The sequence below is a fragment of the Nonomuraea sp. NPDC049649 genome (assembly GCF_040675175.1).
In the GTDB taxonomy this organism is placed as follows: domain Bacteria; phylum Actinomycetota; class Actinomycetes; order Streptosporangiales; family Streptosporangiaceae; genus Nonomuraea.
This window is the reverse complement of sequence record NZ_JBFAOH010000005.1, coordinates 303,267-315,223: the sequence shown is the minus strand read 5'-3', so window position 1 is coordinate 315,223 and position 11,957 is coordinate 303,267. Positions and strand designations below refer to the sequence as shown.

Sequence of the window (11,957 nt, the reverse complement as noted above, 5' to 3'; positions counted from 1 at the left end):
GGCGCCGGGCCTGCCACCCGTACCTGTCAGTCTCCGGCGGGTTCGACCAGGTCGAGGAGGTCGGCGATCGAGTCGACGATGAGCGAGGGACGGAAGGGGAAGCGGTCGACCTCGTGGCGCTGGGTGACGCCGGTGAGCACGAGGATGGTGAACAGGCCGGCCTCCATGCCGGACACGATGTCGGTGTCCATCCGGTCGCCGATCATCGCGGTGGCCTCGCTGTGGCCGCCGATGTCGTTGAGCGCGCTGCGCATCATCCGCGGGTTCGGCTTGCCGACGAAGTACGGCTCGACGCCGGTGGCGCGGGTGATCATGGCGGCGACGGCGCCGCAGGCGGGCAGCGAGCCCTCGGTGGACGGGCCGATCGGGTCGGGGTTGGTGGCGATGAACCGGGCGCCGCCCTCGATGAGCCGGATGGCGCTGGTGATCTGGGTGAAGCTGTAGGTGCGGGTCTCGCCCAGCACGACGTAGTCGGGGTCGAGGTCGGTGAGCACGTAGCCGGCCTCGTGCAGGGCGGTGGTCAGCCCGGCCTCGCCGATGACGTAGGCGGAGCCGCCGGGCCGCTGGGTGTCGAGGAACTGGGCGGTGGCAAGGGCGGAGGTGTAGATGGACTCGGCGGGCACGTCCAGGCCGGCCGCGGACAGCCGCACCGACAGGTCGCGCTGGGTGTAGATCGAGTTGTTGGTCAGGATCCGGAACCGTTTGCCCGACTCGCTGAGCCGCTTGATGAAGGCTTCGGCGCCGGGCACCGGCCGCCCCTCGTGTACGAGAACCCCGTCCATGTCGGACAGCCAGTAGTCGATCCGCTTGCGCTCGGTCACTCGATCATCCTAGCTAGCGCGCCCCGGTGCTGAAGAATGGCCTCCATGTCGTTCACCGAATCCGCACAGGACATGCGGGATGAGCTCGTCAGGCTGCGTCACTCCTTACACCGCGATCCGGAGGTCGGCCTCAAGCTGCCGCGCACGCAGGAGAAGGTGCTGGCGGCCCTGGACGGGCTGCCCCTGGAGATCACTCTCGGCAAGGCGCTCACCTCGGTGACCGCGGTGCTGCGGGGCGGTCGGCCCGGACCGGCCGTGCTGCTGCGCGGCGACATGGACGCGCTGCCCGTGACCGAGCGCAACGATCTCCCGTACGCCTCGCGGATCGAGGGACGGATGCACGCGTGCGGGCACGACCTGCACACGGCCATGCTGGCGGGCGCGGCGCACCTGCTGAGCGCCCGACGCGAGGAGCTGGCCGGGGACGTGATCTTCATGTTCCAGCCGGGCGAGGAGGGCTACGAGGGCGCCAGGCACATGATCGCCGAGGGCGTGCTGGAGGCGGCGGGCGGGCGGCCCGTCGCCGCGTACGGGATACACGTGGTTTCGGTCCTGCCGCTGGGGGCATTCTCCTCGCGGCCGGGGCCGATGATGGCGGCGGCGGACGTCTTCGCGGTGACGGTGAAGGGGCACGGCGGGCACGGCTCCAGCCCGCACACGGCCCGCGACCCGATTCAGGCGGGATGCGAGATGGTGACGGCGATCCAGACCATGGTCACCCGGACCTTCGACGTGTTCGACCCGGTGGTGGTGACGGTCGGCAGCTTCCACGGCGGGTCGGCGGATAACGTGATCCCGGACGAGGCGCGGTTCGAGGCGACGGTCCGGACGTTCAGCGCGGACCACCGGGCCCTGGTGAAGCGGCGCCTGGTCGAGGTGGTGGAGGGCGTCGCGGCGGCGCACGGGGTGCGGGCCGAGGCGTCGTTCGGCATGGGCTACCCGGTGACGGTCAACGACCCGGCCGAGACGGCGTTCGCGCACGCGACGGTGGACTCCCTGTTCGGGCCGGGCCGCTATCTCGCCGCGCCGCGGCCCATCACCGCGTCGGAGGACTTCTCGTACGTGCTGCGGGAGGTTCCGGGGGCGTTCCTGATGCTGGGTGCCTGCCCGCCCGGCCGCGACCCGGCGACCGCGCCCTACAACCACTCCCCCGACGCGGTGTTCGACGACGGCGCGCTGCCCGACGGCGCGGCCCTGTACGCGGCGCTCGCGCACGAGCGGCTGGCCTCGGCCGATGCGGGCCTGGGCGGTTGACAGGCCGGGGCCGATGGAGTCCCGGCCGCTGGTCATGGTGGAGCGCCCGGTGCCCGAGCCGGGGCCCGGCGAGGTGCTGATCCGGGTGGAGGTGTGCGGGGCCTGCCGCACCGACCTGCACCTGGCCGAGGGCGACCTGCCGCCGCACCGGTCGCTGACGACGCCCGGCCACCAGGTGGTCGGGCGGGTGGTGCGGCCCGACGGCGGCGACGGGGAGCGGGTCGGGGTGGCCTGGCTCCGCTCGACCTGCGGGCGCTGCCGCTACTGCCGGCGCGGCCTGGAGAACCTCTGCCCGGAGTCCACGTACACGGGCTGGGACGCCGACGGCGGGTTCGCCGAGTACCTGACGGCGCCGCGCGACTACGTCTACCCGCTGCCGGAGGAGGTGCCGGCCGTGCGGCTGGCGCCGCTGCTGTGCGCGGGCATCATCGGCTACCGGGCGCTGCTCCGCTGCGACCTGCCGGAGGGCGGGCGGCTGGGCATCTACGGGTTCGGCGCGTCGGCCCACCTGACCGCGCAGGCGGCCATCGCCATGGGCGCGGTCGTGCACGTCGTCACCCGGGCGGCCCGCCACCGGGAGCTGGCGCTGGAGCTGGGCGCGGCCTCGGCGGGCGACCGGCCGCCGGAGCCGCTGGACTCGGCGATCCTGTTCGCGCCGGCGGGCGAGCTGGTGCCGCCCGCCCTGGAGGCGCTGGACCGGGGCGGCACGCTCGCCGTCGCCGGGATCCACCTGAGCGACATCCCGTCGTTGAACTACGACCGGCACCTCTTCCGGGAGCGGACGCTGCGCAGCGTCACCGCCAACACCCGGGCGGACGGGCGCGCGTACCTGGAGCTGGCGCGCGCGCACCCGCCGCGGGTGAGCAGCGTCGAGTACGCGTTCGAGGAGGCGGACCGGGCGCTGCGGGACATCGCGCGCGACCAGGTCAAGGGCGCCGCCGTCATTCTCGTACGCTGAGATCCCCCGCGGGTGGAGAGAAACGCCATCGGCACCACTGATGAAGGAAAGTTACATTAGCCTCACAACCACTGGAGATTATTGACGCATACTCCGGGCGACCGTAGGGTCCGGTCAATCCCACAGATCCTCATCAGGTCCGAACTTCCCCGGAGCGGTACATGAAGCGACTAGCAGCGGTAGTGGCGTTGCTGGGCCTTACCGCCGTCACAGCCTGCAGTGGCGGCGGCACCACCAATGAGTCCTCTTCGGGCGGCGGTGGCGGCGGGCTCTTCACCACGATCGACGTGAACAGGCCGGGCATCGACCCGAACGGCCCCGCGAACCCGTACAACCCGAAGGGCAACTCCTTCCTCGGGTACAACGCGATGAAGCTCGCATGGGTCAAGAACCACCTGACCGACCCGAACCAGTTCTACCCCGGCATCGCCGAGAGCTGGGAGATCGCCGAGGACAACTCCTCGATCACCATCAAGCTGCACGCGGGCAACAAGTGGTCCGACGGCCGGCCGGTGACGGCCGAGGACGTCCGCCTGTCCATCGGCGTCGCCTACACGCAGGGCAGCACCGCCTTCGCGCTGACCCCCGGCGCGGCGGGCGCGGCGGCCGACGTCGAGGTCGTCGACGACCTGACGGTCAAGGTCACGCAGGACATGACCAACCCCAGCAGCAAGTTCGCCCGCGGCGTGCTCGACACCTTCGTGGCCCCCGCGCACATCTGGGGCAGTGTGCTGCCGGACGACTTCTGGGACAAGCTGAAGGCCTCGCGCGGCGAGGGTGAGGACGCCGAGAAGGCCCGCGAGGAGATCACCGCGCTGGGCGAGAAGATCATCGCCTTCGCTCCGGAGAAGGACGTCTCGGCCGGCCCCTTCACCCTTGAGCGGGTGAACCCCGGCGAGGCGCTGCTGGTCAAGAACCCGAACTTCTACAACGCCGCCAACGTCGCCCCCGACCAGGTGAAGTTCCTCAACTACACCGGCAACGAGCAGATCTGGAACTACCTGATCTCCGGCAAGCTGGACCACGCGGGCTTCACCGCGGCCCCGGCCGACGTGATGAACCGGATCAAGCAGGCTCCGGGCACCAACATCATCAAGGGCTACTCGCCGGTGGCCGTCGGCATGGCGTTCAACCAGACCAAGAAGCCGTACGACAACGTGCACGTGCGCCGCGGCCTGGCCTACCTGATCGACCGCGCCGAGGTCACCAAGGTCGCCTCTCCTGAGGGCGGCACCGCCGCGGTGACCACCTCCGGCATCCACCAGAAGCCCGCGCAGGAGTGGCTGGGCGCCGAGCTGAACAACCTGGAGCCGTACAACCCCGACCCGGCCAAGGCCGAGGAGGAGTTCGAGGCGGCCGGGCTGCAGAAGAAGGACGGCAAGTGGGCGCTGCCCGACGGCAGCCCCTGGAAGGTCACCATGACCGCGCCCTCCGGCTTCTCCGACTGGATCGCCGCGCAGGAGAACATCAAGGGCCAGCTCGTCGAGGCGGGCGTGGACGCCGAGGTCGTCACCGTCGCCGACTACCCGCTCTACCTGGAGGAGATCGCGGCCGGCAAGTACGACGTCGGCTTCTGGCTGATCGCGCTCGGTCCCGCCCCGTACGACATCTTCCAGCGTCTCTACGGCGCCTCGAACGGCTGGACCAACGTGGCCGGCAAGATCACGCACTCCGCGCCGGGCAAGAACGGCAACTGGATGGGCGGCGCCGAGGAGGTCGAGGTCGACGGCACCAAGATCAACCCGGGTGAGCTCACCGGCAAGCTGAACTCGGTCGGCGCCGAGGAGGCCAAGCCGATCATGCTCCAGCTCGCCAAGGCCGCCAACCAGGACCTGCCGGTCATCCAGCTCTGGGACTACGTGAACACCCAGTTCACCAACACCAGCAGGTTCACCGGCTTCCCCGAGCAGGACAGCGACCTGCTGCGCCTTCCCGCAGGAGTCTGGATCCAGCTCGGCATGGTGAAGAAGACTTCGTAAGCATGACGGTCATCGCACGGCGTCTCGCGGGCCACCTGGCCCGCGGGATCGTCATGATTCTCGTCGTCGCCACGATCAGTTTCTTCATCGTCCGCAACATCCCCGGCGACCCCGTGGCGGCGCGCTACCAGAAGCTCCTGGAGCAGGGCATGTCCCCCGAGGCGGCGGAGCGGGCCACCGCGGTGATGTACGGGTTCCTGCCCCAAGGCTCCATGTGGGAGCAGTACGTCGACTACATGACGGGCCTGTTCCGCCTCGACCTCGGCGTGTCCGTCACCCACCCCGGCTCCCCCGTGACGTCGGTGCTGCTGGGGGCGGCCAAGTGGACCGTTCTACCGGTGCTGGCCGGCACGCTGCTGAGCTTCCTGGTCGGCGTGATCATGGGCGTGTACGCGGCCATCAAGCGCTCCGGCAAGCTCGGCGACTTCCTGGCGGTCTCCGGCTCGCTGCTGCACGGCGTGCCGCAGTACGTGCTGGCGCTGCTGATGGGCGCGATCTTCACGACGCTGATCCCGATCCTGCCGCAGGGCGGCACCGCCGACATCCTGTACGAGCCCGGCTTCAACGCCGGATACATCGGCTCGCTGATCGAGCACGCCACCCTGCCGGTCGTGACCTACGCGCTGGCCAGCTACGGCGGCTGGATCCTGGCCATGAAGTCGAGCGTCGTCACCGTGCTCGGCGACGACTTCATCCTGGCGGCCGAGCTGCGCGGGATGAAACGGACCATCGTCTTCCGTTACGTCGCGCGCAACGCGATCCTGCCGCTCTTCACGATCCTGGCGCTCTCGCTGGGCCTGCTGTTCGGCGGCGCCATCTTCATCGAGAAGATCTTCAACTATCCGGGGCTCGGGTTCCTGCTCATCGACAGCGTCGTCAACCGTGACTACGCGCTGATGGGCGGCGCGTTCCTGCTCATCACGGCGGCGATCATCGTGGCCAACATCCTGGCCGACCTGTTCTATTCGGTCATCGACCCGCGGGTCCGCTCCGGCGAGGAGGTGTCGGCGTGAGCAGCGCGATCCTGGAGACCACCGGCACCGCGGCGACCATGCGCCGCAACTTCTGGCGCGGCGTGTGGCGGGTGATGAGGCGCAAGCCCTCCCGCCTGTTCGGCGCGGTCATCCTGCTGGGCTTCGTGTTCATGGGCGTGTTCGGGCCGATGTTCTACCCCGAGGTGCTGCCGCGCGACACGAGCAAGCTGTACGCGCCGATGAGCGCCGAGCACTGGTTCGGCACCGACGGCCAGGGCCGCGACGTGCTCGCCCAGGTCATCACGGGCTCCCGGTACGTGCTGCTGAGCGCGTTGGTCACCGCCGTGATCACGGTGGTGCTGGGCACCGCGATCGGGCTGTTCTCCGGCTTCAAGCGGGGCCGCTGGGACACCGTGCTCATGCGGCTGACCGACATGAAGCTGACCATTCCCGGGCTGCCGCTGCTGCTCGTGCTCTCCACCGTCTGGTCGTTCGGCAGCGCGCTGGAGATGGGGCTGCTGCTGGGCCTGCTCGGCTGGGGCGGCGTGGCGCGGGCGGTGCGGTCGCAGACGCTGTCGCTGCGCGAGCGCGGCTTCATCGAGGCGGCGCGCGGGCTTGGCCTGTCCACCAGCCACATCGTGGGCAAGGAACTGCTGCCGAGCATGGCCCCGTACATCGCGATGAACATGCTCATCGCGGTCACCGGCGCCGTGTACGCGCAGGTGGGCCTGTTCTTCCTGGGCGTGCTCCCGTACGAGGCGGACAACTGGGGCGTCATGCTCAACCTGTCCGTGTTCGGCGGCGGCGCGCTGACCACGACCGCCGCGCTGCCGTACATGCTGGCGCCGCTGCTGGCGATCCTGCTGCTCACGCTCGCGATCGTGCTCGTGGTGGACGCCATGGACGAGATCTTCAACCCCCGGCTGCGTGAGGAGTAGGAGTGCCAGGACAAGCGCCGGGAGTGCGCATCGACGGCCTGACGGTCGTCTACAAGACGCCGGCGGGCGAGCTTCCCGCCGTACGGGACGTCTCGCTGACGCTGGAGCCCGGCTCGATCACCGGCATCGTCGGCGAGTCCGGCTCGGGCAAGTCGACGCTGGCGCTGTCGCTGCTGAACGCGGTGCAGCCGCCGGGCCGCATCGCCGCGGGCAGCGTGCACGTCGACGGGCTGGGGGACGTGGCCGGGCTGCGCGGCGAGGAGCTGCGCAGGGCGCGCGGCAAGCACGTCGGGTACGTGTTCCAGGCCGCCCAGAACTCCCTCAACCCGCTCAAGACGGTCGGCAAGCAGGTGCTCGACCTGGGCCGCTCGCACGGCGTGGACGACCTGCGCGGGCTCATCCGGGACGCCAGGGAGCTGCTCGGGCGGATGGGCCTGGACGGGGCCCGGGTGCTCGACTCGCACCAGCACGAGCTGTCGGGCGGGATGCGCCAGCGGGTCGGCATCATGCTGGCGCTGGTGCTCAACGCCCACCTGGTGGTGCTGGACGAGCCGACCACCGCGCTCGACATGATCACCCAGGCGAACATCCTGAGGATCATCCGGGAGGTGCACGCCGAGCGCGGCCTCACCACGCTGGTGATCACGCACGACATCGGGGTGGTGGCCGAGGTCGCCGACCGGCTCGCGGTCATGTACGGCGGGAGGCTGGTCGAGCAGGGGCCGACCAGGCAGGTGCTCGGCGATCCCCGCCACCCCTACACCAAGGGCCTGATCCGGGCCATCCCGAGGCTGACCGGCGACATCTCCGAGGCGCGGGCGCTGCCCGGCCGCCCGCCGACGCTGGCGACGGTGCCCGAGCGGGGCTGTGTGTTCCGGGAGCGGTGCGAGCTGCGCATGGACGTCTGCGACACCGACGACCCGGCCGCAGTCGAGCACGGGGACCGGATCGTGGCCTGCCACGCGGTGAAGGTGAGGGAGCACGCATGATCACCGGAGAAGGCATCGTCAAGACCTTCAAGCAGCGCGGCAACATGCTCGCCGGGCGCGAGGTGCGGGCGCTGCGCGGGGTGGACTTCGCCGTCCCCAAGGGCGGCGCGGCCTCGTTCATCGGCGAGTCCGGGTGCGGCAAGACGACGCTGGGGCGGATCATCGCCGGGCTGGAGAGCTACGACGAGGGCGAGCTGACGCTGGACGGCGTCCGGATGTCGTCGCTCAAGCCGAAGCAGCGCCAGCCGCACTTCCGCAAGATCCAGCTGATCCACCAGGACCCGTACTCGGCGCTGAACCCCACCCGGACCATCCACCAGACGCTGCACGCGCCGCTGACGCTGCGGGCCAGGCAGACGGGGCGGTCCAAGGCGTGGATCGAGGAGCGGGCCGCCGAGGTGCTGTCGCTGGTCGGGCTGGACCCGGGCAGCGTGCTGGCCCGCTACCCGCACCAGCTGTCGGGCGGCATGCGGCAGCGGGTGGTCATCGCGCGGGCGCTGACCGTCGACCCGGAGATGCTGGTCGCCGACGAGGCCGTGTCGATGATCGACGTGTCGCTCCGGCTGGGCATCCTGGCGCTGCTGAAGGACCTGCGCGAGCGGCTCGGGGTGGCGGTGCTGTTCATCACGCACGACGTGGCCACCGCGCGCTACATCGGCGACGACGGCGAGCTGTACGTGATCTACCGGGGTCAGGTCGTGGAGCGGGGGCCGGTCGACACGGTCATCGCCGACCCGGTCCATCCGTACACGCAGTCGCTGCTGTCGGCGATCCCGGTGCTGCACGGCCTGGAGCGGCCGGGCGAGCAGCCGGTGACGCCGGTGGAGACGATGGACGGCGGCGAGGAGGAGTCCGGCTGCCTGTTCGCGCCGCGCTGCCCGTTCCGCGGCGAGCGCTGCGCCGGCGAGCGTCCCGTGCTGCAGGTGACGGAGGGGTTCCCGCAGGAGCACGCCTGCTTCTACCCGGAGCGGCGCAGCGTCGTGGCCCGGCCGATGAGCGAGGTGTGACGTGACCCTCCCCCAGGAGATCAGGCGTACGAGCGAGCCAGGACACTCCGGCGCCCGGACAAGACAGGCGGCTTCTCGTGAGGCTGCCGAGCATGAGGTCCGGGTGCTGCGGAGGCTGCGGGGCGCCGATCTGGCGCGGGCCGCCGAGGTGGCGCGGGCGGCGCTGACCTACGACGCCGAGGACGCGGGTTCGCTGGTGGAACGGCTGGCCACGCCGCCGGGCAACCGCCGCTGGGCCGCGCTGGTGACCGAGGGGGGCCTGGCGATGGCGTCGATGTCCACCGCCGACCCGGCCGTCGGTCATGTCGACCTGCTCGCCGTACACCCTGACCACCAGGGCGGGGGCCGCGGCCGGGCGCTGGTGCGCGCGGCCGAGGAGTGGCTGCGGCGGGAGGGCGCCCGCCGGGTCCGCCTGGCCGGGAACCCGCCCTGCTACGCCTGGCCCGGCGTCGACGTGCGCTACACGCCCGCCGCCTGCCTGGCCGAGAGCCTCGGCTACGCGCTCGACCGCACGGCCTGGAACATGACCGCGCCCCTGGACATCGATCTGGACGTGGGCGAGGACCTGAAGCGCCTGGCCGCGACCGGGATCGAGGTCCGCGCGGTGGGTGAGGACCGGCGGCGGGTGGCGGAGTTCGCGCGGGAGCACTGGAACGACGCCTGGGCCTGGGAGGCCGCCAACGCCTCCGGCGTGCACTACGCCGAGCGCGACGGCCGGGTGCTGGCCTTCGCCGCCTGGGGCGCCCGCCCGTCCTGGTTCGGGCCGATGGGCACCGCGCCCGAGGCCCGCGGGACCGGCCTGGGCCGGGTGCTGCTCCGGCGCTGCCTGGCCGACATGCGCGCGGCCGGGCAGCGGACCGCCCAGATCGGCTGGGTCGGCCCGCTGGGGTTCTACGCGCGCGCCGTCGGCGCCCGCGCCGAGCGTGTCTTCTGGCTGTACGGGCGCGAACTGGCGTGATGTCAGCCGTAGAGGAGAGGCCCATCGGGGGGAGCGGGTTCGGCGCACAGGCCGCGCGGGTCCTCCCCGGCTTCCAGGCACCGGGTCAGGGTGCCGGAGCCCCACAGGTGGTCCAGGAAGTGCCCGGGCCCCCACCATTCCAGGTGCTCGGGGTAGAGGGTGCGGGCCACGTGCAGCATGCTCACGCCGGTCAGCACCGGCCGGAACGCCTGCGGATCGTGGACGTGCAGCTGCACGCCTCGTACGGGGACGCCGGTGTGCTTGTGGAAGGTGGGCGTGAACCAGGTCTCCCGGAACCGCACGCCGGGCAGGCCGAGCGCGGCCAGCGCGGGCGCGAACCGCTCGTCGGCGTAGGGGGCGCCGATGAGTTCGAAGGGCCGGGTGGTGCCGCGGCCCTCGGAGAAGTTGGTGCCCTCGAACAGCCCGGTCCCGGGGTAGACGAGCGCGGTGTCGGTGGTGGGCATGTTGACGGAGGGCATCACCCAGGGCAGGCCGGTGTCGGCGAAGGTCATGTCGCGCCGCCAGCCCCGCATGGTGATCACGCGCAGGTCGGCGTCGAAGCCGAAGAGCGTGGCGAGTTCGCCGGCGGTCCTGCCGTGGCGCAGCGGCAGCGGGAAGCGGCCGACGAAGCTGGCGAAGGCGGGGTCGAGCGGCGGGCCTTCGGTGACGGCGCCGCCGAGCGGGTTGGGCCGGTCCAGCACCACGAACCGCAGCCCCAGCCGGGCGGCGGAGGCCAGCAGGTCGTACATGGTCCACACGTAGGTGTAGAAGCGGGCGCCGACGTCGGCGATGTCGAACACCAGCGTGTCCACTCCGGAGCGTTCCACCAGCTCGTCCAGCGCGTCGCCGTCGTGCTTGTGGGTGTCGTACACCGGCAGGCCCGTCCTGGCGTCCACCGCGTCCCCTTCGGCGTAGCCGGCCTGCGCGGTGCCGCGGATGCCGTGCTCGGGGCCGAACAGCGCGGTCAGCGGCACGCCCGCCGCGAGCAGCGCGTCGGCGGTGGGGGTCAGGTCGGGAAGGACTCCGGTGGGGTTGGTGATCAGGCCGGCGCGCCCCGCGGGGGCCAGAGACGGATCCGCGGCCAGCCGCTCGGCTCCGGTTCGTACGTAAGACATGAAACCATTGTCTGAAAGATATTTACAAGAGAGAAGTAGAGGGTGGAAATTAGCGTCATGACTGATCCGCTATCCGAGCCGTCCACCGAGCAGAGCGATCCCCGCTACAGCCAGATCGACCGGCTGCCCACGCTGGAGATCGCCCGGCTGATGAACGAGGCCGACGCCGGGGTGCCGGCGGCCGTGGCCCTGGCCCTCCCGGCCATCTCCGACGCGATCGACGCGATCGCCGACCGGATGGGCGGGGGCGGCAGGCTGCTGTACGTCGGCGCGGGCACGTCGGGCCGGCTGGCCGTGCTGGACGCCTCGGAGTGCCCGCCGACCTTCGGCACCGACCCGGAGCTGGTGCAGGGCATCATCGCGGGCGGCCGGGAGGCGCTGACCCGCTCGGTCGAGGGCGCCGAGGACGACGCGGACGCGGGCGCCGCCGCCCTGGCGGAGCTGGAGGTGGGCCCGCTCGACTCGGTGGTGGGCGTCTCGGCCAGCGGGCGCGCCCCGTTCGTGCTCGGGGCGCTGGCGGAGGCGGGCCGCCGGGAGGCGCTGACGGTCAGCCTGTCGTGCAACGAGGACGCGCCGCTGTCGGCCGCCGCCCAGCACCCGATCGAGGTGGTGGTCGGCCCCGAGGTGGTGACGGGCTCCACCCGGCTGAAGGCGGGCACCGCCCAGAAGCTGGTGCTCAACATGATCTCGACGATCTCGATGGTCCGGCTCGGCCGCACGTACGGCAACAAGATGATCGAGATGTCGGCGATGAACAGCAAGCTGGCCTCCCGCGCGGTGCGGATGGTCCGCGACATCACCGGCGCCGGGCCCGAGGAGGCGGGGCGCGCCCTGGCCGAGGCGGGCGGGCAGGCCAAGGTGGCGGTGCTGATGATCCGGCACAACCTGGACGCGGAGGGCGCCCGCGCCCTGCTGCGTTCCCACGGGGAGCGGCTCAGCGACGCGCTGAGCGGCTGAGGGGGCT

Annotated in this window: 11 protein-coding genes; 9 read left to right on the top strand and 2 right to left on the bottom strand. The window is 71.5% G+C overall.

The annotated features are described in order from the left end of the window. Positions 1 to 26 precede the first annotated feature (26 nt). Positions 27 to 782 (bottom strand): HAD-IIA family hydrolase, encoded by a 756-nt coding sequence (locus AB0J42_RS10325; RefSeq protein WP_364291126.1) that lies wholly within the window; start codon positions 780 to 782, stop codon positions 27 to 29. 84 nt (positions 783 to 866) lie between these two features. Between AB0J42_RS10325 and AB0J42_RS10320 the strand changes: the two genes are divergently transcribed. The 8 genes from AB0J42_RS10320 to AB0J42_RS10285 all read left to right on the top strand — a co-directional run bounded on the left by AB0J42_RS10320 (position 867) and on the right by AB0J42_RS10285 (position 9,878). Further along, positions 867 to 2,075 carry a M20 family metallopeptidase gene (locus tag AB0J42_RS10320; protein WP_364291061.1) on the top strand — a complete coding sequence of 403 codons (1,209 nt, stop codon included), beginning with the start codon at positions 867 to 869 and terminating at the stop codon, positions 2,073 to 2,075. A 13-nt stretch (positions 2,076 to 2,088) separates the two neighbouring features. Continuing rightward, the gene (locus tag AB0J42_RS10315) at positions 2,089 to 3,033 is read left to right on the top strand and encodes a zinc-dependent alcohol dehydrogenase family protein (protein WP_364291059.1); all 945 of its coding nucleotides are present in this window, start codon (positions 2,089 to 2,091) and stop codon (positions 3,031 to 3,033) included. Positions 3,034 to 3,194: 161 nt separating this feature from the next. Then, entirely contained in the window at positions 3,195 to 5,012 is a 1,818-nt protein-coding gene (locus tag AB0J42_RS10310) for an ABC transporter substrate-binding protein (RefSeq protein ID WP_364291057.1), read from the top strand. A 2-nt stretch (positions 5,013 to 5,014) separates the two neighbouring features. Continuing rightward, positions 5,015 to 6,025, top strand: coding sequence for an ABC transporter permease (locus AB0J42_RS10305; RefSeq protein WP_364291055.1), 1,011 nt, complete (start codon positions 5,015 to 5,017; stop codon positions 6,023 to 6,025). Beyond that, positions 6,022 to 6,924: an ABC transporter permease gene (locus tag AB0J42_RS10300; protein WP_364291053.1), complete on the top strand. Its 903-nt coding sequence runs from the start codon at positions 6,022 to 6,024 to the stop codon at positions 6,922 to 6,924. The genes AB0J42_RS10305 and AB0J42_RS10300 overlap by 4 nt, the downstream gene beginning before the upstream one ends. A gap of 2 nt (positions 6,925 to 6,926) precedes the next feature. After that, the gene (locus AB0J42_RS10295; RefSeq protein ID WP_364291051.1) at positions 6,927 to 7,913 is read left to right on the top strand and encodes an ABC transporter ATP-binding protein; all 987 of its coding nucleotides are present in this window, start codon (positions 6,927 to 6,929) and stop codon (positions 7,911 to 7,913) included. After that, positions 7,910 to 8,920 carry an ABC transporter ATP-binding protein gene (locus AB0J42_RS10290; RefSeq protein WP_364291050.1) on the top strand — a complete coding sequence of 337 codons (1,011 nt, stop codon included), beginning with the start codon at positions 7,910 to 7,912 and terminating at the stop codon, positions 8,918 to 8,920. Before AB0J42_RS10295 ends, AB0J42_RS10290 begins: the two co-directional genes overlap by 4 nt. 1 nt (position 8,921) lies before the next feature. Continuing rightward, positions 8,922 to 9,878, top strand: a complete 957-nt coding sequence (locus AB0J42_RS10285) for a GNAT family N-acetyltransferase (protein ID WP_364291048.1) — start codon at positions 8,922 to 8,924, stop codon at positions 9,876 to 9,878. Positions 9,879 to 9,880: 2 nt separating this feature from the next. Here AB0J42_RS10285 and AB0J42_RS10280 read toward each other — a convergent pair whose 3' ends face one another. Further along, positions 9,881 to 10,993 (bottom strand): DUF1343 domain-containing protein, encoded by a 1,113-nt coding sequence (locus AB0J42_RS10280; RefSeq protein ID WP_364291046.1) that lies wholly within the window; start codon positions 10,991 to 10,993, stop codon positions 9,881 to 9,883. A gap of 57 nt (positions 10,994 to 11,050) precedes the next feature. Between AB0J42_RS10280 and murQ the strand changes: the two genes are divergently transcribed. Next, on the top strand, positions 11,051 to 11,950 hold the full coding sequence (gene murQ / locus AB0J42_RS10275; RefSeq protein WP_364291044.1) for an N-acetylmuramic acid 6-phosphate etherase: 900 nt from the start codon (positions 11,051 to 11,053) through the stop codon (positions 11,948 to 11,950). The last annotated feature ends 7 nt before the right edge of the window (positions 11,951 to 11,957 follow it).